This is a genomic window from Streptomyces sp. WMMB 322, from assembly GCF_900090145.1.
Lineage (GTDB): Bacteria > Actinomycetota > Actinomycetes > Streptomycetales > Streptomycetaceae > Streptomyces.
Map to the genome: position 1 here is coordinate 96,205 of NZ_FMHI01000011.1, position 18,934 is coordinate 115,138.

At 71.2% G+C, this 18,934-nt stretch carries 18 protein-coding genes and 1 pseudogene; 4 read left to right on the forward strand and 15 right to left on the reverse strand.

Features of this window, described 5'->3' with window-relative positions; all coding sequences use genetic code 11:
- Positions 1 to 108 precede the first annotated feature (108 nt).
- Positions 109 to 891 carry a hypothetical protein gene (locus tag H180DRAFT_RS18235; RefSeq protein ID WP_055487154.1) on the forward strand — a complete coding sequence of 261 codons (783 nt, stop codon included), beginning with the start codon at positions 109 to 111 and terminating at the stop codon, positions 889 to 891.
- A gap of 84 nt (positions 892 to 975) precedes the next feature.
- Here H180DRAFT_RS18235 and H180DRAFT_RS18240 read toward each other — a convergent pair whose 3' ends face one another.
- Positions 976 to 1,419: a DUF6278 family protein gene (locus H180DRAFT_RS18240; protein ID WP_055487155.1), complete on the reverse strand. Its 444-nt coding sequence runs from the start codon at positions 1,417 to 1,419 to the stop codon at positions 976 to 978.
- Positions 1,420 to 1,628: 209 nt separating this feature from the next.
- Between H180DRAFT_RS18240 and H180DRAFT_RS18245 the strand changes: the two genes are divergently transcribed.
- Entirely contained in the window at positions 1,629 to 3,428 is a 1,800-nt protein-coding gene (locus tag H180DRAFT_RS18245) for an SGNH/GDSL hydrolase family protein (protein ID WP_107097688.1), read from the forward strand.
- Positions 3,429 to 3,524: 96 nt separating this feature from the next.
- On the opposite strand, the gene H180DRAFT_RS18250 is transcribed toward H180DRAFT_RS18245, so the two are convergent.
- The 10 genes from H180DRAFT_RS18250 to H180DRAFT_RS18295 all read right to left on the reverse strand — a co-directional run bounded on the left by H180DRAFT_RS18250 (position 3,525) and on the right by H180DRAFT_RS18295 (position 13,432).
- Positions 3,525 to 4,304, reverse strand: a complete 780-nt coding sequence (locus tag H180DRAFT_RS18250; RefSeq protein WP_055487157.1) for an exodeoxyribonuclease III — start codon at positions 4,302 to 4,304, stop codon at positions 3,525 to 3,527.
- A gap of 10 nt (positions 4,305 to 4,314) precedes the next feature.
- Complete coding sequence (locus H180DRAFT_RS18255) at positions 4,315 to 4,953, reverse strand: MBL fold metallo-hydrolase (protein WP_055487251.1); 639 nt, start codon at positions 4,951 to 4,953, stop codon at positions 4,315 to 4,317.
- A 73-nt stretch (positions 4,954 to 5,026) separates the two neighbouring features.
- On the reverse strand, positions 5,027 to 6,274 hold the full coding sequence (gene pcaC / locus H180DRAFT_RS18260) for a bifunctional 3-oxoadipate enol-lactonase/4-carboxymuconolactone decarboxylase PcaDC (RefSeq protein ID WP_055487252.1): 1,248 nt from the start codon (positions 6,272 to 6,274) through the stop codon (positions 5,027 to 5,029).
- Positions 6,275 to 6,355: 81 nt separating this feature from the next.
- Positions 6,356 to 6,919: a hypothetical protein gene (locus tag H180DRAFT_RS18265; RefSeq protein ID WP_055487158.1), complete on the reverse strand. Its 564-nt coding sequence runs from the start codon at positions 6,917 to 6,919 to the stop codon at positions 6,356 to 6,358.
- Positions 6,916 to 8,070, reverse strand: a complete 1,155-nt coding sequence (locus H180DRAFT_RS18270) for an ROK family glucokinase (protein WP_055487159.1) — start codon at positions 8,068 to 8,070, stop codon at positions 6,916 to 6,918. The genes H180DRAFT_RS18265 and H180DRAFT_RS18270 overlap by 4 nt, the downstream gene beginning before the upstream one ends.
- A gap of 205 nt (positions 8,071 to 8,275) precedes the next feature.
- Positions 8,276 to 9,244 (reverse strand): ATP-binding cassette domain-containing protein, encoded by a 969-nt coding sequence (locus tag H180DRAFT_RS18275; protein ID WP_079100209.1) that lies wholly within the window; start codon positions 9,242 to 9,244, stop codon positions 8,276 to 8,278.
- Positions 9,241 to 10,380 carry an ABC transporter permease gene (locus H180DRAFT_RS18280; protein ID WP_079100210.1) on the reverse strand — a complete coding sequence of 380 codons (1,140 nt, stop codon included), beginning with the start codon at positions 10,378 to 10,380 and terminating at the stop codon, positions 9,241 to 9,243. The genes H180DRAFT_RS18275 and H180DRAFT_RS18280 overlap by 4 nt, the downstream gene beginning before the upstream one ends.
- Positions 10,377 to 11,321, reverse strand: coding sequence for a substrate-binding domain-containing protein (locus H180DRAFT_RS18285; protein WP_055487254.1), 945 nt, complete (start codon positions 11,319 to 11,321; stop codon positions 10,377 to 10,379). The genes H180DRAFT_RS18280 and H180DRAFT_RS18285 overlap by 4 nt, the downstream gene beginning before the upstream one ends.
- Positions 11,322 to 11,538: 217 nt before the next feature.
- Complete coding sequence (locus H180DRAFT_RS18290) at positions 11,539 to 12,549, reverse strand: sugar ABC transporter substrate-binding protein (RefSeq protein ID WP_055487161.1); 1,011 nt, start codon at positions 12,547 to 12,549, stop codon at positions 11,539 to 11,541.
- Positions 12,550 to 12,709: 160 nt separating this feature from the next.
- Positions 12,710 to 13,432, reverse strand: a complete 723-nt coding sequence (locus H180DRAFT_RS18295) for a GntR family transcriptional regulator (protein ID WP_055487255.1) — start codon at positions 13,430 to 13,432, stop codon at positions 12,710 to 12,712.
- 188 nt (positions 13,433 to 13,620) lie between these two features.
- Here H180DRAFT_RS18295 and H180DRAFT_RS18300 point away from each other — a divergent pair, with 188 nt between their 5' ends.
- Positions 13,621 to 14,619, forward strand: coding sequence for a Gfo/Idh/MocA family protein (locus H180DRAFT_RS18300; protein WP_055487162.1), 999 nt, complete (start codon positions 13,621 to 13,623; stop codon positions 14,617 to 14,619).
- 55 nt (positions 14,620 to 14,674) lie between these two features.
- Here the strand turns inward: H180DRAFT_RS18300 and H180DRAFT_RS18305 are convergent.
- Positions 14,675 to 15,021 (reverse strand): annotated as a pseudogene (locus H180DRAFT_RS18305) (VOC family protein).
- 349 nt (positions 15,022 to 15,370) lie between these two features.
- Between H180DRAFT_RS18305 and H180DRAFT_RS18310 the strand changes: the two are divergent.
- Positions 15,371 to 16,375, forward strand: coding sequence for a hydroxyacid dehydrogenase (locus tag H180DRAFT_RS18310; protein ID WP_055487163.1), 1,005 nt, complete (start codon positions 15,371 to 15,373; stop codon positions 16,373 to 16,375).
- Positions 16,376 to 16,626: 251 nt separating this feature from the next.
- Here H180DRAFT_RS18310 and H180DRAFT_RS18315 read toward each other — a convergent pair whose 3' ends face one another.
- The 3 genes from H180DRAFT_RS18315 to H180DRAFT_RS18325 form a co-directional block, all read right to left on the reverse strand.
- Entirely contained in the window at positions 16,627 to 17,409 is a 783-nt protein-coding gene (locus tag H180DRAFT_RS18315; protein WP_254666071.1) for a class I SAM-dependent methyltransferase, read from the reverse strand.
- A 172-nt stretch (positions 17,410 to 17,581) separates the two neighbouring features.
- On the reverse strand, positions 17,582 to 18,130 hold the full coding sequence (locus H180DRAFT_RS18320) for a GNAT family N-acetyltransferase (RefSeq protein WP_055487165.1): 549 nt from the start codon (positions 18,128 to 18,130) through the stop codon (positions 17,582 to 17,584).
- A 132-nt stretch (positions 18,131 to 18,262) separates the two neighbouring features.
- Positions 18,263 to 18,913 (reverse strand): bifunctional 4-hydroxy-2-oxoglutarate aldolase/2-dehydro-3-deoxy-phosphogluconate aldolase, encoded by a 651-nt coding sequence (locus tag H180DRAFT_RS18325; RefSeq protein ID WP_055487166.1) that lies wholly within the window; start codon positions 18,911 to 18,913, stop codon positions 18,263 to 18,265.
- Positions 18,914 to 18,934 lie beyond the last annotated feature (21 nt).

The window sequence follows — 18,934 nt, forward strand, 5'->3', positions numbered from 1 at the left end:
CGCCGAAGTCGCGTCAGCACCGGTGCGGGGCTGACCCCGCCGCTCTCGCTGCGCAGATCCCGCCGACCCCGCTGCGCCCCGTCCGTCTGCGCAGTACGCTCCGGCTCCATGACGCAGAACCTGCCTGCCCTTGTGCTGGGTGCCGTCGCGGTGGCCCTCGCCATCGCCCTGGGCTGGTTCGCGCGCACCTTTCTGTGGCGGCGCGGACTCGACCGCAAGCAGCGGTTCTTCGGCCTGCCGCAGCACTCCGAGTGCCTCATGGTGGTCAACCGGGACGCCGCCACCGCCGAGTGGTCCGTCATCCGCAACGACGTCTTCGCGCTGCTCGAGCTGTCCGCCGTCGTCAAGGAGTGCGGAGCGAACGCCGACGTCATATCCCACGACATGGCGCAGCAGGGCTTCGGCGAGCGCACCGAGTTCTGCATCGGCGGGCCCGTCTCGAACCGGCGCATGGCAGCTCATCTGCAGTCCCTGCTGCCGGGTGTACGCATCGACACCGAGACCGGCAACAGCCCGGACAGGGGCGCCTTCACCATCGGCGGCGAGCGTCATCTCCTGGAGCCCGGCGTGCGCGAGCACGTGCTCCTCGCGCGGCTCACCGCCGGGCAGGGCGACACCGCGCGACCCGTGTTCCTCGTCTGCGGCCAGCGCTCCGTCACCCACCAGGCCGCGGCCCGTCATCTGGCCCGGCACCACGACCAGCTGACGCGCAAGTACGGGGCGAACGGGAACTTCTGCGTGCTGCTGCGCGTCGTCAACTCCCAGGCGTACGGGGCGGACGTCGTCGAGCTCGTCGCCGACGTCACCCGCGCCGCGACGGCGCCGCCACCCACGTCGTCGGCCGACCCCGACGCAGGCGGGCGCCGCGGCGGCCACCGGGCGAAGAGCTGACCACACGGACCGCCCTGCCTGCACACCCGCACGGCCCGCCCCTCCTCGAGCCGGCTCGGGCGACGCCCGGCCCGCGCTGCGGGCTCACGACTCGGAGAACTCCGCATACAGCTGCGACAGCTCCGGCGTGCCCGTCTCCGCCCACGAAGCCCCCTCCTCCAGGACGTCCAGCTCCCGGCCCGAACCGAGCCGCACCACCGGCTGACCGTCCGGCCGCAGCCGCCACCGGGCGCCCGGCACGGTCCGTACGAGTACCGTCCCCAGGTACAGGCCGGCGTCGCTGCCGAGCCAGGGAGTGATCTCCGGGTCGTCCCGCCAGCGCGGCAGCAACTGGTCCAGGGCGGCCAACGACTCGACGGAGTCGTCGAGTTCGACTCCCGCGTCCCCCGCCTGGTCCCGCAGCAGTTCGCATTCCGACAGCAGCTGCGCGGCACCCTCCGGGTCCTCGCCGGACACCGCGTCCGCGACCGAGGCGTTCTGCGCGTCGCCGTGCCTCTTACGCCAGTTGTCCAGGAAGGGGATGTTCATACGGTTCAGGGTGTCATTCCCCCATGGGCGAGCACCACAGGCACGCTGTGCATCGGCAGGCGTGCCGAAAAAACGGTCGGTGTCCCGACTGGACACCTTGACGCCGCTTTGCCGTCTCTCTACCTTCACCGGGCCTCGGTCGAATCGGGGCGCGCGGAAAGGGTGTTGGTGCCGGACGAAGAGAGAGGACCGTCGGCGTGCGCGGACGGATGTGGAGTGTTCCCCTCGTGATCCTGCTGACCCTCGCGGGTGCCCCCGCGGCAGTGGCGGCGGAGGACCGCACAACAACGACCACCGAAGAGCCGCTCCCTCTGGAGCGGCTCTTCGACAACCGGGCGGTGAGCGACGACGCACGGCCGGGAGCGGCCGACTTCGACGGGGCGGGCAACTCCCTCTCCGCGCAGGACCTGAAGGCCGCCGGCTGGGAGCCGGGCCGCCTGCTCGGGCTCGACTCGGCCGCACTGCGCTGGCCGCACAAGCGGCCGGGACAGCCCGACAACGTACGCGCCGACGGGCAGCAGGTCCGGGTCAGCGGAACCGGCAACGCGGTGTCGTTGCTTGTCGCGGCCACCTCCCGGAGCGGGGGCCCGGGCGCGGGCGTCACCGGCACCGGCACCATCCGCTACTGGGACGGCTCCACCTCCCCCTACACGCTGACCGCTCCCGACTGGCGCGCCGGCCCGCTCGCGACGAAGGCCGTCGCCCTGCCGCACATCAACACCCGCTCGGGAACGCCCCTCACGGAGAAGGCCAAGCTGTACGCCGTGACGGTTCCGGTCCGCAAGGGCCGCTCCGTCCGCTCGGTGACGCTGCCGCGCGACGCCGGCCCCGAACGCGATCTGCACGTCTTCGCCGCGTCGGTGCGGCGTCAGGAGCCGGAGTGGACGGGGAGCTGGACGACGAGCACCGCCGGGTACACCACCGTCGGCCCCTGGGCGGACCAGACGCTCCGCCTCGTCGTGCACACCTCCGCAGGCGGCTCGCGCACGCGCATCCGGCTGGCGAACACCTTCGCCTCGGCGCCCGTCGAGATCGGGCGGGCCTCCGTCGTCGTCCAGCGCGAGGGCGCCACCGGCAGGGGGCGGCCGGTGAAGCTGCAGTTCGGCGGTCGCGATCGAGTGGTGATGCCCGCGGGCACGCACGCGGTGAGCGATCCCGTCGGCTTCCAAGTGCCCGCCGGCAGCAATCTGCTGGTGAGCATCCATCTGCCCGGCCCGGTGGCGGCCGCTCCGGTGCACAGCGCGACCAGTCAGCGCAGCTACGTCAGCGCCGGCGGCAGCGGCGACCGCACGGGAGACCAGGAAGGCACGGCGTTCACCGGCTCGTTGGGAGTGTGGCCCTTCCTCACAGGTGTCGACGTGCGCGGCGGACCGGGGTCCGTCGTCGCGTTCGGCGACTCCATCACGGACGGGGTGCGCTCCACGCCCGACACCAACCGGCGCTGGCCGGACGTGCTGGCACGGCGGCTGCGCGCACAGCAGGAAGTGCCGCGCTACGGCGTGCTCAACCAGGGCATCTCCGCGAACCGTGTCGTCTCCGACCGCTATCCCGGCGACGGCGTCAGCGACGACACGGGCGGCGTCAGCGCCCTGCACCGCCTGGAGCGTGACGTGCTGGCGCACTCGAACGCGCACACCGTCGTCGTCCTCGAAGGCATCAACGACGTGCGGTGGGGCGCCTCGGCGGAGGAGGTCGTCGCGGGACTGAAGGAGGTCGCGCGGCGCGCGCACGAGCGTGGACTGCGCGTCGTGGGGGCGACGCTGACGCCCTGTGAGGGCTACAAGGACTGCCTGCCGGAGGTCGAGGCCAAGCGCAGCGCCGTCAACGCCTTCATCCGCGACAGCAAGGGAACCTTCGACGCGGTGGTCGACTTCGACGCGGTCGTACGGGACCCGGACCGCCCTCAGCGGATGCTGCCCGAGTACGACAGCGGCGACCATCTGCACCCGGGTGACGCGGGATACAAGGCGATGGCGGACTCGGTGGATCTGAGGAAGCTCGTGCCGTAGCCGCACCGCCGCCCGGGACCGGAACGCACAGGCACAGGCCGGGACGGGAGGGCCGCCGCGCGGAAACGCCGGCGGCGCCCGCCCCTGCCGGGACGGTCAGAGTTCGAGGTCGACGACGACGGGGGCGTGGTCGGAGGCGCCCTTGCCCTTCCTCGCCTCCCGGTCGACATAGGCGTCCTTCACGGCTGCCTCGAACGGCGCGTTGCCGTAGACCAGATCGATGCGCATGCCCCGGTTCTTCGGGAAACACAGCTGCCGGTAGTCCCAGTACGTGTACGGGTGGTCGTACTTGAGGGGGCGCGGCATCACGTCCGACAGGCCCTCCTCGCGCAGGGCCTTCAGGGCGGCGCGCTCCGGCTCGGTGACATGGGTGGAGCCCTCGAAGACGGAGCGGTCGTAGACGTCCTCGTCGGTCGGGGCGATGTTGTAGTCGCCGAGTATCGCGAAGGGGACGTCCCCGGAGACCTCGTGCCGGGCGGTGAGGCGGAGCGCCTCCAGCCACTGGAGCTTGTAGTCGTAGTGCGGGTGGCCCACTTCGCGGCCGTTGGGCACGTACACCGACCACACGCGCACACCGCCGCACGTCGCAGCCGCAGCGCGCGACTCCTGGCCGCCGTCGTAGGCCGGGCCCTCGGGCAGGCCGGTGACGGTGTCGGCCAGGCCGACCCGGGAGAGCACCGCGACCCCGTTCCACCGCCCGTCACCGTTGACCAGCGACTCGTAACCCAGCGCCTTGACCTCGGCGGCGGGGAAGGCCTCGGCGGAGCACTTCAGCTCCTGGAGGCAGAGCACATCGGGAGCGGAGGACTCCAGCCACTCCAGCAGCCGCGGCAGACGGGCACCCACGGAATTGACGTTCCAGGTCGCGATACGCATGCCGTGAAATCTACCTCGCGACACCGACACTCTCGCCGGGGGCCAGACGCCCGTGCTCCACACCTCCCAGATCGCCGATGAGCCGGTCGTAGACCGGCCTCGCCTGGTCCGCGAGGAGTCCGTCGTGCACGTCGAAGGCGCGGCGCGGCGCGACTTCGCGCAGGTAGTCGATGACCTCGGAGACCTTGCTCCAGGGCGCGTGCACCGGCAGCAGCAGCGTGTCCACGGGGCGGCCCGGAACGGTCAGGGCGTCACCGGGGTGGAAGAGGGAACCGTTCACGACGTAACCGCAGTTGGCGATCCGCGGGATGTCGGGATGGATCACGGCGTGCAGCTGCCCGTGGACCTCGACGGAGAAACCCGCGGCGTCGACGGTGTCGCCCTCTCCGACGGTGTGCACCCGGCCGGGGAAGGTCGTGGAGATCCGCTCCGAGACACTGCGCGGCGCCCAGATCTGCGCGGCCGGATCGGCTTCCATGGCGGCGCGCAGCCGGCCCTCGTCGAAGTGGTCGGGGTGCTCGTGCGTGATCAGCACCGCGTCGGCTCCGACGGCGGCGTCGCCCTCGCTGAAGCCTCCGGGGTCGATGACGAGCGTGCGTCCGTCCTGCTCGACCCGTACGCAGGCGTGGCCCTTCTTGATCAGCTCCATGGGGGCCATTGTGCCTGCTGCTCCCGGCGGTTCGGCGCGACCTCCGCGTGCCTGCGCGCGACCCGGGACGGGACTACTCGTCCGGCGTTGTCTCTTCCCGGATCACGCCCTGGGCGACCGCGAACGCGGAGTTGGCGGCCGGAACGCCGGCGTAGACGGCCGTCTGGAGGAGGACCTCCTTGATCTCCTCCGGGGTGAGCCCGTTGCGCAGGGCCGCCCTGATGTGGAACGTCAGTTCGTCGTAGTGGCCGCGGGCGACGAGCGCGGTGAGGGTGATCACGCTGCGGGTCCGCCGGTCGAGGCCCTGACGGGTCCACACCTCGCCCCAGGCGTAGCGCGTGACGAAGTCCTGGAAGTCCTGCGTGAAGTCGTCCGCGTTCTCCTGCGCCCGGTCCACGTGCGCGTCTCCGAGGACCTCGCGGCGGACCTTCATTCCCGCGTCGTAGGTGTCGCTGCGGGCCGTGACAAGGTCCGCGGACTCCAGTTCCGCGACGGCGCCGGTCGGCCTGGTCGGCGCGGGAGTGATCACGGGCGCCGGTGCGGGCGGGCCCGCGGGCGACTCCTGCCAGCTGGTCGTGAAGTGCCTGATGATCAACTCGGTGACGGCACCCGGCTGTTCGACGGGCGTCAGGTGCGACGCTCCGGGCACTATCGCGAGCCTCGCGTCCGGTATACCGGCGACGAGGGCGCGGGCGTCGGCCGGCGGTGTCGCCTCGTCCTCGGCTCCGGCGACGACCAGCGTCGGCACGCCGATCCCGCCCAGTTCACTGCGCACGTCGAAGGCGGCCAGCACCTCGCAGGCCGCGATGTAGCAGCCGGGGTCGGTCGTGCGCACCATCTGCACGGCCCACTCGACGATCGCGGGCTGCGCCTCGACGAACCCCTCGGTGAACCACCGCTCGGGCGTGGAGCGGGCGATGGGGTCGAGCCCGTTGGTACGGACGACGACGCCGCGCTGCCGCCAGGCGTCGGCGGTCCCGAAGCGGGGCGAGGTGGAGATGAGCGCGAGCGAGGAGAGCCTTTCGCGGGCCAGGATGCCCAGCTGTATGCCGACGGCGCCGCCGATGGAGCACCCGGCGAAGCCGAAGCGCTGGACGCCGAGGGAGTCGAGCGTGGCCAGGACGCGCTCGGCCAGCGACGTGGCCGAGTCGGCCGGATACGCGGGGGCTCCCCCGTGACCTGGCAGGTCGAATCGGAGAACGCGCCAGCTGCGGGTCAGTTCCGGGATCTGCCGGTCCCACATGTGCCACGTCGTACCGAGGGCCGGACCGAGCACGAGCACGGGGGCGTCGTCGGGGCCGTCCAGGCGGTGTTGCAACATCCGGTCACTCTGCTTCTCGCTCACGCGGCCACGCTACCCAGCACTCCGCGGGGCGCGACCACGGGGGCATTGCTCTGTACATCAGAACTTCACTGTGGACACGACATACACACGCGGCATGCTCCGGTACGTGCGGTCGACGGTGATCGCCACGTCCGGACGGTTGCCGCTCTGCCGGTACGTGGTACCCGCGTAGTCGTGCCCCTCCTTCTCCAGGTCCCAGCCGACCTTCTCGGCATGCCTGCCGCCGATGGTGACGTGTCCGGACCTCAGTGCGGAAGAGCTGGTACCGACGTCTTCGAGAAATTCGCCGAGCTTCTTCGGCGGCAGACGGAACTGCACGTAGAGCGTGCTGGTCTGCCAGGAGTTCGCCTCGTAGAAGGCGTAGTGGCTGGACCGGGACGGCAGAGGCACATCGTAGACGTCGCGCTGCACTTTGTTCGGCCAGCCGTAGGTGAGGTTGGTGGCCGCCGCGTTGCGCTGCTTGTCCTCGCCGCTCTCGCGGCTCTGGAATGCGGACCTGACCAGATAGCCGAGCGGCACCGCGATCAGCAGCACCACGACGAGCAGGGTGAGCAGGCGGTGGCGCGGCCGGTGCGGCGGCCGCCGCGACGGGCGCACTCCCGGGGGCGTGGTGGTGGTCACTGGCCCACCGCCCGGCGGAGGTTGTCGGCGGCGCGTTCGTAGCGCTCGTATCTCTCGAGCCGGCGCCGGTTGGCGCGCCGGAACCGGCGGGCCACGAGACGGGCGAGGTCGGCGGCGCCGACCATGCCCGCTTCGGGGCCGAGCTGTGCCTTGGCGATGGTGGCCTCCGGGCGGTAACCGCGGCCCGTGAGATGGCGCTTGAAGGCCTCACGTGCCGGATCGATGAGCAGTTCGTCGGCGGCGCTGACACCCCCGCCGATCACGAAGCCGCCGGGGTCGAGGGCCGCGGCGAGGTTGGCGATGCCGACGCCCAGCCAGTGCCCGATGTCCTGGAGCAGTTCGGTGCACATCGCGTCGCCGTCGCGGGCCAGTTCGGTGATGAGCGGGCCGGTGATCTCCGAGATGTGGCCGCCGACGCGCTCGATGATCCCGTACGCGACGGGGGATTCGGCGACGGCGAGTTCACGCGCCTCGCGCACGAGGGCGTTCCCCGAGCTGTACTGCTCCCAGCAGCCTCGGTTGCCGCAGGGGCAGCGGTGGCCGCCGGGCACGACCTGCATGTGCCCGAACTCGCCGGCCACGCCGTACTTTCCGCGCTTGACGCGGCCCTCCTCCAGGATGGCGCCGCCGATGCCCGTGCCGAGGGTGATCATCACGAGATGGTCCTCGCCGCGTCCGGCGCCGAAGCGCCACTCGCCCCAGGCCGCGGTGTTGGCGTCGTTGTCGACCATGACCGGGACGGCGAGACGTGCGGTGAGGGCGTCCTTGAGGGGTTCGTCCCGCCAGGCCAGATGCGGCGCGAACAGCACGCGGGAGCGGTCGGCGTCGACCCAGCCGGCGGCACCGATGCCGACGGCGTGCACGTCGTGGCGGTCGGAGAGGTCCAGGACCAGCTCGGCGATGGTGTCCTCGACGACCTTGGGGCTCTTGGACTTCTCCGGCGTCTCGGCGCGCACCTGTTCCAGGATCTGGCCGTCGGCGTCGACGACGCCCGCCATCACCTTCGTTCCGCCGATGTCGATGCCGACCGTGGGGACGCGGGGCGCGGACAGCGGCGAGCGGCGCTCCCGGGTGCTGACCGTCCGCAAAACGCTGGCGCTCGGCGCGGAGCGGCGATGGCGGCGGTCCCGGTCCGCGCGCTCTCGGTACATGCTCACTGCGCGGCCTTTCCTCGTGCGCGGCTGCCGGCCTCCGGGCCGGCGGGTCGGTCGTTCCGTGGGCCGGACGGAACGGTGAGCCCGGTCCCGGCCCACAGGCCGATTCTGCCTTACCGCGCGAGGTCGCGACGCCACACTCCTGTGACCGGCCGGGACGCGGAGGTACCGGCCGGCACCAGCGCCGGGGGGCCGCCTGCCGTCACTCCAGATGCTGCGGGACCGGCGCACGCTCCAGCTCGTGGCTGAGCTGTTCCAGCTCGCTGCCGCCGGACATCTGCCTTGTCAGCTCCTCGAGTTGCAGGCCGTCCTTGTGGTGGCTGCCGGCCATCGCTCCGCGCTTGAGCAGCACGAAGCGGTCCCCCACGAGATAGGCGTGATGGGGATTGTGCGTGATCAGCACCACGCCCAGCCCGGCGTCGCGGGCCGCGGCGACGTACTTCAGCACCACCCCGGACTGCTTGACGCCCAGTGCGGCCGTCGGCTCGTCCAGCACGAGCACCTTCGCTCCGAAGTAGACCGCGCGGGCGATCGCCACGCACTGCCGTTCGCCGCCGGAGAGGGTGCCGATGGGCTGGTCGACGTCGCGCAGGTCGATGCCCATGCGCAGCAGTTCGGCGTGCGTGGTGCGCCGCATGTGCTCCACGTCGAGCCGGGCGAAGGGCCCCTTGGAGAAGCGGCCCTTGGCGGGTTCCGAGCCGAGGAAGAAGTTGCGCCACACCGGCATCAGCGGAACCACGGCCAGGTCCTGGTAGACGGTGGCGATGCCGCGGTCGAGAGCCTCGCGCGGCGAGGAGAGCCGGGTCTCCTCACCGTTGATGCGGAAGGTGCCCGCGTCGTGCTGGTGCAGCCCCGCGACGATCTTGATGAGCGTCGACTTGCCGGCGCCGTTGTCGCCGAGCACGCACGTGATCTCGCCCGCCTGGACCTGGAGGGAGACCTCCTCCAGCGCTCGGATGTTGCCGTAGAACTTGCTGACGTCCGTCAGCTCCACGAGCGGGGCCTTCGCCGTCGCGGCGTCCCGGGGTGGGCTGCCGGCGTCCACGGCCGCTCCGGCGCCGGTCTCCGTGTCCTTCGCCGCGTCACTGCCCGTGTGCTGCTCCGTGTCCTTCTCCGCACTCGTGTCCGACTTCTTGTCCGACCTCTTGTCCGGCTTCTTGTCCGCCGTCATCGGCTCGCCTCCGCACGCTTGCGTATCCACGCGTTCAGCAGGACGGCGACCAGCAGCATCGCCCCGAGGAAGAACTTGAACCAGTCGGGCTCCCACTGCGCGTACACGATGCCCTTGCTCGTCATGCCGAAGATGAACGCGCCCACCGCGGCGCCCACCGCCGATCCGTAGCCGCCGGTCAGCAGGCAGCCGCCGATGACCGCCGCGGCGATGTAGATCAGCTCGTTGCCGACGCCTTCTCCGGACTGGACCACGTCGTAGTTGAAGAGGAGGTGCTGGCCGGATATCCAGGCGCCGAGCGACACCCCGAGATACAGACCGATCTTGGTGCGGGCGACGGGGACGCCCACGGCGCGCGCGGTGTGCTCCCCGCCGCCGACCGCGAAGATCCAGTTCCCGGCCCTCGTGCGCAGCAGCAGCCACGTGGCCAGGACGACCAGGGCCAGCCACCACACGACGGTGATCTGGATATCGGCGGGCCCGATGGCCAGCTCGGAGGCGAAGAGCGCCCTGGCCGAGGTGAAGCCCTCCATGTCGGAGATCGTCTTGGTGGAGACGGTGCCGCTGATCAGCTTCGTCAGGCCGAGGTTGAGGCCCGTCAGCATCAGGAACGTGCCGAGCGTGATGATGAAGCTCGGGAGTTTCGTACGGACGAGCATGTAGCCGTTGAAGAAGCCGATGCCGAGCGTGACCAGCAGCGAGAAGCCGACGCCGACCCAGACGTTGGCAGTCATCTGGTAGCTGAACATCGACGAGACCAGCGAGGAACTGGTGACCATCACGCCGGTCGACAGGTCGAACTCGCCGCCGATCATCAGCAGCGCCACCGGCACCGCCATGATCCCGAGGGTGGAGGAGGCGTAGAGCACCGTGGAGAGGCTGGAGGGGCGCAGGAAGCTGTCGGCGACCACGGAGAAGACGGCGAAGACGGCGATCGCGCCGACGACGGCGCCGAGTTCGGGACGGCCCAGCAGCCGCTGGAGCAGCGGCCGGTGCACGACGCGCTCGTCGCTCTTCCCCGCCGGGCCGGCTCCTGCGGGGCCTCCGCCTGTCCGCGCCTGCGTGGCGGTGCCGTCCTCCGCCGCCCCGGGGGCGTCCGGTGGTGTGGGTGGTGTCGGTGTGGGTGCAGCCGTCATCGCGTTCCCCGCTTCGTGTACTTCTGCAAGGTGGATGCGTCCTTCTTCGTGAGGATCTGCGGGCCGGTCAGCACGGGCTTGCCGCCGCCCAGCATGTTGGCGTTGTAGCGCTCCAGCCACAGCAGGTCCACGGCCTCGTAGCCCTGCATGTACGGCTGCTGGTCCATGGCGAATCCGATCGATCCGTCCTTCAGGCCCTGCGCCGCCTGGTCGTTGAGGTCGAACGTGACGGTCTCCGCCTTGCTGCCCGCGCCCTCGGCGGCCTTGACGGCCGTGGGAGCGAAGGGCGCGCCGAGCGTCACGACGGTGTCGATCTTGCGGTCCGACTGGAGTTCGGCCTCCAGGGAGGACTCGACGGCGGGCATGTTCGTACCGTCGGCGTGCAGGTTGCGCACCTTGCCGTCGAAGGTGTTGCGCAGGCCCCGGCAGCGCTCCTCGTGGCCGACGTTGCCCTGCTCGTGCAGGAGGCACACGGCCTTCTTGCGTCCGCGCTCGTTCAGCTCCCGCCCGACGGCCTCGCCCGCGAGGACCTCGTCCTGGCCGATGTGGGCGAGTGCGCCGTACTCCTCGGACTTGTCCTGGCCGGAGTTGACGGTGACGACGGGTATGCCGGCCTTGGCTGCCTTCTTCAGCGCGCCCTTCATCGCCTCCGGCTTGGCGAGGGAGACGATCAGGCCGTCCACCTCGTTGTCGACGGCGGCCTTCACGAGCTGCGCCTGGCGGCCCGCCTCCTTGTCGTGCGAGTAGTGGAAGTCGATGTTGTCCTTGGCGGCCGCCTGCTTCGCGCCGCTCTGGACGATGTCCCAGAAGGTGTCACCCTCACCGGAGTGGCTCACCATGGCGATCTTCCAGCGGGGAGTGTCCACGGCCGCGCCGCCCGAGACCGCCGCGTTGCGCTCCTCCTCCGCCCGTTTTCCGCCGGTGCTGCTGCACCCCGCCAGTCCGGCGGACGCGAGCCCGACGGAGACGAGGACGGCCGCTGCCGTCGCGGACCGGGCCCCGCGGGCTCCCGCGCGGTTCCGTCGGAACCTTTCCAGCGTGGACACGTACTGCTGACCTCTCGGTACGGGTGTTCCTGTTCGTCGCGGCGCCCGCGGCGGCACCCCGGACCGGCGCGGACGTCCGCGCCAGTATCGGGGGCCGGCCCGCGGGCGATGTTCACCGGGTTCCGCGCTTGGTGTATTTCTCCAGCCGCGGGACGTCCTTGTCCGTGACGATCTGCGGGCCGGTCAGCACGGGCTTGCCGCCGCCCAGCTCGTTGGCGTTGTAGGCGTGCAGCCACAGCGCGTCGACGGCCTCGTAGCCCTGGAGGTAGGGCTGCTGGTCGACGGCGAAGCCGAAGCTCTTGTCCTTCAGCCCCTTCACGACCTGCGCATTGAGGTCGAAGGTGTCGATCTCCGCCTTGCTGCCCGCCTTCTCCTTGGCCTTGGCGGACGTCGCGGCGAAGGGGGCGCCGAGGGTGAGCACGGTGTCGATGTCGCTGTCCGACTGGAGCTTGGCCTCGACGGAGGACTGCACGTCCGGCATGTTCGTGCCGTCCACGTTGAGCGTGCTCATCTCACCGTCGAAGGTCTTCTTCGCACCGGCGCAGCGCTCCTCCAGCGAGACGTTGCCCTGCTCGTGGATGACGCAGAGCGCCTTCTTGCGGTCGCGCTTGTTCAGCTCGTCGCCGACGGCCTCGCCCGCGATCGCCTCGTCCTGGCCGATGTGCGAGAGCGCACCGAACTCGGAGGAGTACTGGCCGCCGGAGTTGATGGTGATGACCGGGATGCCGGCCTCCGCCGCCTTCTTCAGCACGCCCTTCATCGCGTCGGGCTTCGCGAGCGTGACGATGAGGCCGTCCACCTTCTTGTCGATGGCGGACTTCACGAGCTGCGCCTGGCGGCCCGCCTCCTCGTCGTGCGAGTAGTCGAACTGGACGTTGTCCTTGCGGGCAGCGTCCTTTGCTCCGCTCTGCACGATGTCCCAGAAGGTGTCGCCGTCGCCGGAGTGGGAGACCATCGCGATCGTCATGCGCGGGGTGTCGACGCCCTTGCCGCCGCCCGCACCGTTGCTCTGCTCCTCGCCACTCTTGCCGCCGGAACTGCTGCAGCCGGCGGCGAGTAGGGCCGCGCTCGTGATGGCTGCGGCCACTGTTGTCGCTCTACGTGCTCTACGCCGAAGGACCATGAGCGGAGTTCTAGCCGCGCCCGGAGCGGGCCGTCAATACTTTGTCCGAACATTCTCCATGAGAGTTTGTCCGAACAAAGTGTCCGCGCTTCTCCGGCTCCGGTCCTGCCTGCGACGGCAGGCGCCGGGAGCGACGGAGACCTGGCGGCGGGTTCCCGGCTCAGGACCGCACGAGCAGCTGGAAGTCGAACGCGTAGCGCGAGGCCCGGTAGAGGTGCGAGGCGTACTCGACTGGACGGCCCGTGTCGTCGAAGGTCGTGCGCTCCATGGTCAGCAGCGGCGCCCCCGCATCCTCCCCCAGCAGCTTCGCCTCCTCCGCGGTGGCGGCCCGGGCGCCGACGGACTGGCGCGCACTGTGCAGCGTGACGCCGAGACCCCTCATCAGCCGGTAGAGGCCCGTCGACTCCAGCTCCTCGCCGCTCTCCCCCTGGAGCAGGTCGCCGGGCAGATGGTTGCGGAGGAAGGCCATGGGCTCGCCGTGGGTCAGGCGGAGCCGCTCCACGCGCCGCACCTGGGCACCCTGGGGGACGGAGAGCGCGGCGGCCACCTCGGCCGTGGCCTCCTCCTTCTCGTACATCAGCAGCTGCGTGGCCGGGCGCTGGCCGGCGGCCTCCAGATCGTCGTAGAGGCTGCTCAGCTCCAGCGGACGCCGGACCTGGGAGTGCACGACCTGGGTTCCGATGCCGCGGCGGCGCACCAACAGGCCCTTGTCGACCAGCGACTGGATGGCCTGGCGCACCGTGGGACGGGACAGACCGAGCCGCCCCGCGAGCTCGATCTCGTTTCCGAGCAGGCTGCCGGGGGAGAGCTTGCCGCGTTCGATGGCGGTCTCGAGCTGCTGGGCGAGCTGGAAGTACAGCGGGACGGGACTGCTGCGGTCCACGCTGAACTCGAGGTCCACGGGATCATTCTTGGCCACGGGGGGAGCGTAGTGCGCGGGGCCGTCCACCGGAAGGCGTAAGTTCGGTTGTCCGGACAAAGCGGACCGTGACCCGGCGGTCTCCCCGTGGTTCGTCCAATTGTCCTGACAAAGTATTGACAGCTCTCGAAGCGGCAAGCGAACGTACCCACATGCGCATCGGACTCATCGGCACCGGCCGGATCGGCACCTTCCACGCCCGCACCCTCGTCGCCGAACCCGAGGTGAGCGAACTGCTCGTCACCGACGTCGACGCCCCTCGCGCCGCCGAGGTGGCCGGGGACCTCGGAGCGACCCACGCCCCCTCCCCCGAAGAACTCCTCTCCCGCGACCTCGACGCCGTGGTGATCGCTTCGGCGACCGCCTCGCACGCGGGCCTGATCCAGGCGGCGGCCGGACGCGGTCTGCCCGTCTTCTGCGAGAAGCCGATCGCGCTCGACCTGCCCGGCACGACGGCCGCCCTGCGCACCGTCGACGAGGCAGGAACCCTGCTGCAGATCGGCTTCATGCGCCGCTTCGACGCCGGGTACGTGGCGGCGCGCGCCGCCGTGCACTCCGGCTCGCTCGGCCGGCTGCACACCGTCCGGGCAGCCACCTCCGACCCGGCACCGCCGCCGGCCGCCTACATCCCGCTCTCCGGCGGCCTCTACCGCGACTGCCTCGTGCACGACTTCGACGCCCTGCGCTGGGTCACGGGCCGTGAGGTGCTCTCGGTGTACGCGGCCGGCTCGGACGCGGGCCCGGAGATGTTCCGCGACGCCGGTGACGTCGACACTGCCGCCGTGCTGCTCACACTGGACGACGGCGTGCTGTGCACGGCGACGGCCACCCGCGTCAACGGCGCCGGATACGACGTGCGCATGGAAGTCGCGGGCGAGAAGGACCAGATCGCCGTGGGCCTCGACGCCCGTACGCCGCTGACGTCCGTCGAGCCGGCGGCGACGCCGTCCAAGGGCACCCCCTGGCCCGGCTTCCTGGAGCGGTTCGCCCCGGCGTACGAGTCCGAACTCGCCGCGTTCGTGCGGGCGGTGCGGGGGGAGGCGCCCAACCCCTGCGACGGACATGAGGCGCTGGCAGCGCTGCGCATCGCCGAGGCGTGCGAGCTCTCACGCCTCGAGAAGCGTCCGGTGGCGGTGGCGGAGCTGGCCTGAGGGGCGGGCCGGGCAGTGCTTCCGCCCGGCCCGCCGGCCGGTGCCGGAGAGCCCCTCAGCGATGGGTCAGCACATTGACCACGCGCCCGTTCGGATCCCTGACGAAGAAGCGGCGCACGCCCCACTCCTCGTCCTGCAAGGGGTGCACGATCTGCGCGCCACTGTCGACGACGGCCGCGTAGACCGCGTCCACGTCCTCCACCTCGACGCTCATGTCGGGCTCGACGGGCGCGGTTTCGTCGCGACTCATGACGATGACCTGCGCCGTGGGGTTGTCGGGGGACGCGAGCGTCATCACCCAGCCCAGGTTCATCACCTCCTCCAGGCCGAGCAGCCCTAGAAGTCGCGGCTGTCCTCCATGGCCTCGGTGCGGATGTCGGGTACGACGCGGCGGACGGACATCGAAGCTCCCCTGGATCGGCCGGCCGGGACGGCCGGAGACGGATGTCCGGACACTGGGTCCGGCGGATCTTTTGGGCCCGGCGCGCCTGGGGTCCGCACCCGGATCGGCCGGACAGTCACGCGAGCGACGGCCACCGATCGGCGGGCAGCGCGATGACGCCCCTCCCCTGCGCCCTGCGCCCTGCGCCCTGCGCCCTGCGCCCTGCGAGACTGTCACGCGTCCACGGCCTTCGCACTCCGCCCGACCGCGCTCGGACGGCTGGTAAGCACACCGCCCGGCCGCGAAAGCCCACGCACCCGTTCCGGCGATCGGCCGGTCCGGACGCACTCGCAGCGGAAGGCAGCCGGCATGACCGACGAGATCCCCGAGCCTGTGATCGTCCTCGACCTGGCCCCGTCGCTGGAACAGAGCCTCTTCGACGCGGAGTCGCTCGCACGGCTGGAAGCCCTGGGCACCGTCACGCGCACCACTCCGGGCGTGGAAGGTGACGCGGAACGGCGGCTGCAGGCCGATGTTCTGGTCACCGGCTGGGGATCGTCGCCCCTGCCCTCCCGCCGGGGCGACGCGTGGCGGCTGCGGTTCATCGCACACAGCGCCGGCACCGTGCGGCACCTCGTGCCCAAGTCCCTGCTGTCGGACGGGATCAGGCTCACCCATGCCTCGGCGGCCATGGCGCGTTCCGTCGCCGAGACCGCTCTCTGGTTCACGATCGGCCAGTTGCGCTCGATGCACGGCGTCGAGCAGGCGATGCGGCAGCGGCACGATTGGGAGCTGGCGCGGTCGCCCGGCCTCGGACGCACCGTCGCCGGCACCCGCATCGGCGTGATCGGCGCGAGCAGGGTCGGGCGGGTCTACATCGAACTGGTCCGCGCGCTGGGTGCCGCCGTCGCCGTCCACGACCCGTACCTGTCGGACGAGGAGGCCCGTCGACTGGACGTGGTCGCCACGCCGTTGGAGACGCTGCTGCGCACGTGCTCCGTCGTCGTGCTGCACGCTCCCGTGACCGACGAGACACGCGGCATGCTCGGCGCGGAGCGGCTGGCGATGATGCCGGACGGCGGCATCCTGGTGAACACGGCACGCTCCGCGCTCTGCGACACGGCCGCGCTGACGGCGGAGCTGCGGCAGGGGCGGCTGAGCGCATCGCTCGACGTCTTCGACGACGAACCCCTGCCCGCGGACAGCGAGTTGTGGGACCTGCCGAACGTCGTCCTCACCCCGCACATCGCCGGTGCCACGCACCACTCGTACAGCGGCCAGGGCCGGATCGTCATCGACGAGACCGAGGCATATCTCCGGGGGCGTCCGCTCGCGCATGAGATCCACGCGTCGGAGTACGACCGCCTCGCCTGAGCGGCGGCCGCGAGCCGTACCACTGACGGCCTGCGCATCGTGGACGCGATGATGGTGTCCATCTACTGGGACCAGGCCTCCGTCCTCATGCAGACCGGCCTGCTGAACGCCAGGACGGCGGCGGGCCTGCCCGTCGCCGTCGACCAGCGCGGCACCCTCACCGACGGTCCGCCGAATCAACTCGCCGGACGGACCAGGGCAAGGGGCGACCGAGCGGAACCGCCACACCGCAGACGCGCGGGACCGGCGGATCAAGCGACGCGGGCCAGAAGCTGGAAGATCTTCGCCGTGTGCGGGTACGGATGGCGGTCGGTCATCGCCAGCTCCAGCGCCTCCAGCGCGGCGTAGAACTCCGGTTCGTGCTTGCGGGAGTCGTCGGTGATGTGATCGTTGACGTTGCGGATTCCGCAGTGCTCGATACCGGTGCAACCCGCCTCGGCCATCAGCGGGATGATCTCCTCGGCGGTGTGGAGGGTCAATTCGGTCCCGAAGGTCTCGCCGTGCGTCGTGCGCCGGTCCAGGGCACCGAGCGCGGCTGCCGGGTCCAGCGAGCGCACCGCGAGGCCGAGCGCCGTGGCGTGGCGGTTGATCGCCATGACCGACAGGACGCCGCCGTCGCGTACGAGCGAGGCCGCGGTGCGGAGCGCGGGCGCCGGATCGTCCAGGTACTGGAGGAGGTTGTGGCAGAGCACCACGTCGTAGCGGCGGGCGGTCACGGACCCGGGCAGTTCGAAGACGTCGGCCTCCACGGTGATCAGCCGCTCTCCGGCGCCCTCCCCCTCCGCGCGTTCGCGCGCCGCAGCGAGCATGCCCGGGGAGAAGTCGGCGATGGTCACGTGGTGTCCGCGCCGCAGCAGCGGCAGCGCGTCACCCCCGTCGGCCCCGGCGAGGTCCAGCACCCGCAACGGCCCGGGGCCGAGCTCCTCCAGCCTCCGCCGAAGGTTGAACTCGGCGAGCGTGTACCGCAGTCGGCCCCAGGGGCTCTGTTGCCACTCGCGCCACGAGTCGAGGGCTGCGTCGAACGGTCCTGGCACCGACGTCACTTCTCCTCGGGCTCGAAACGGCGGGTGACGTGTGAACGGGCCGCTGTCCGCACAAGTGCCGGCCGGGCCGGAAACCCGACGCCCGGGGCAGACCGGCTCGCCGCCGTGGGCCTTCCGCCGTTGCGCGGTCGTCCGGGGCCGACAGCCCGAACCGGCCCCGCGCTCAGGGCTGTCGGGCCGAGTCGGCCGCGTCCGCCGGATCTGTCGCATCCGCAGGGTCCAGCAGCTTCACCATGAATGTGCAGGCGTCGGCGACACGGTGGGTGAGGCCGGCGCTGTCCTCGTAGGAGCCGCAGTCGAGGTAGGGAGTCGAGTCGCGGTAGCCGAGCCGCTTGTACAGGTCGTGCGTGCGCGGGTTGTTCTTCTCCACGCCCACGCCGACCTTGACGCGGCCCCGCGCGAGCACGAGCCGCTCGGCGGCCTCGATGAGCGCGGTGCCGACGCACTGCGAGCGCAGCGCCTCCGGCCAGAGGCCGAGACCGCTGATCTCGGAGCAGTCGGGGTGCACGGCCCTGACCTCCGGCGCCTGGCAGCCCTCCCAGAGGACGTCGCAGCTGCCGACGGGCAGTCCGTCGCGCCATGCGATGAGGAAGGTGGCGGCACCCTCGCGGTGCCGTCGGAAGCGGGAGGCGTGGTCGCAGGCAGCGCCGGGCGAGGGCATGTGCTCTTCGAGCAATGCCACGTCCGCTTCCCGGCATTCCCTGATGTGCATTGGCACAGACTAGATTCTTCTTGTGCCGTTCAGGTGGGGGTTCGGAAGTCATGTGAGGCGGAACATGCGGCTCCGGCACAGCCGCGGCCCGCGGACCTGTCGCCGGCCCGCCGCCGAATACGGAGAAAGCGGTCAGCGGCCGCGTCTGCGGGACGGGTCGGGGACGGCCTCCTCCAGCCGCTGCAGCAGGTCCGTGACGCGCTTCACGGTCGCCTCCCGGTCCCCCTTGGTCAGCGCCGAACCCATGCCGCAGGCGACGGCGCCGGCGGCGATCCACTCGGGGGCGTTCTCGACGGTGACGCCGCCGGTGGGCAGGAGCGGTGCCTGCGGAAGCGCCGCCCGTACGTCCTTGAGCCAGGACGGGTCGTGGCCGGAGGCGGGGAAGAGCTTGAGCGCGTCGGCGCCGAGTTCCAGAGCCCGCACCATCTCGGTGGGCGTGGCGACGCCGGGGAAGACGGGAACGCCGTAGCGGTGGCCGGTGCGGATGACGTCCGCGTCAAGCGCGGGTGAGACGAGGAACAGCGCACCTGCGTCGATCGCGGCGCGTGCGGAGGGCGCGTCGAGGACGGTGCCGGCGCCGATGACGCACTCCGGCCCGGTCTCGCGGCGCAGGGTGGACACGGCGTCGAGGGCGTAAGGGGTGGTGAGCGAGATCTCCAGGCTGTTGATGCCCGCGCCGAGGAGCGTGTCCGCCGTCGATGTGACGCCCTCGTAGCCGTCACTGCGGATGATGGCGAACATGCGCTGCTCAAGGGCGGTTCGGGTGATCTCCCATCGGTACACGGCTGTGGCCGCCTCTCTTCT

Bases quoted from the DNA above. Each gene is read 5' to 3' on its own strand.
- H180DRAFT_RS18235 (WP_055487154.1), top strand. From the start codon at position 109: ATGACGCAGAACCTGCCTGCCCTTGTGCTGGGTGCCGTCGCGGTGGCC.
- H180DRAFT_RS18240 (WP_055487155.1), bottom strand. From the start codon at position 1,419: ATGAACATCCCCTTCCTGGACAACTGGCGTAAGAGGCACGGCGACGCG.
- H180DRAFT_RS18245 (WP_107097688.1), top strand. From the start codon at position 1,629: ATGTGGAGTGTTCCCCTCGTGATCCTGCTGACCCTCGCGGGTGCCCCC.
- H180DRAFT_RS18250 (WP_055487157.1), bottom strand. From the start codon at position 4,304: ATGCGTATCGCGACCTGGAACGTCAATTCCGTGGGTGCCCGTCTGCCG.
- H180DRAFT_RS18255 (WP_055487251.1), bottom strand. From the start codon at position 4,953: ATGGAGCTGATCAAGAAGGGCCACGCCTGCGTACGGGTCGAGCAGGAC.
- pcaC (WP_055487252.1), bottom strand. From the start codon at position 6,274: ATGTTGCAACACCGCCTGGACGGCCCCGACGACGCCCCCGTGCTCGTG.
- H180DRAFT_RS18270 (WP_055487159.1), bottom strand. From the start codon at position 8,070: ATGTACCGAGAGCGCGCGGACCGGGACCGCCGCCATCGCCGCTCCGCG.
- H180DRAFT_RS18275 (WP_079100209.1), bottom strand. From the start codon at position 9,244: ATGACGGCGGACAAGAAGCCGGACAAGAGGTCGGACAAGAAGTCGGAC.
- H180DRAFT_RS18280 (WP_079100210.1), bottom strand. From the start codon at position 10,380: ATGACGGCTGCACCCACACCGACACCACCCACACCACCGGACGCCCCC.
- H180DRAFT_RS18290 (WP_055487161.1), bottom strand. From the start codon at position 12,549: ATGGTCCTTCGGCGTAGAGCACGTAGAGCGACAACAGTGGCCGCAGCC.
- H180DRAFT_RS18300 (WP_055487162.1), top strand. From the start codon at position 13,621: ATGCGCATCGGACTCATCGGCACCGGCCGGATCGGCACCTTCCACGCC.
- H180DRAFT_RS18310 (WP_055487163.1), top strand. From the start codon at position 15,371: ATGACCGACGAGATCCCCGAGCCTGTGATCGTCCTCGACCTGGCCCCG.
- H180DRAFT_RS18320 (WP_055487165.1), bottom strand. From the start codon at position 18,130: ATGCACATCAGGGAATGCCGGGAAGCGGACGTGGCATTGCTCGAAGAG.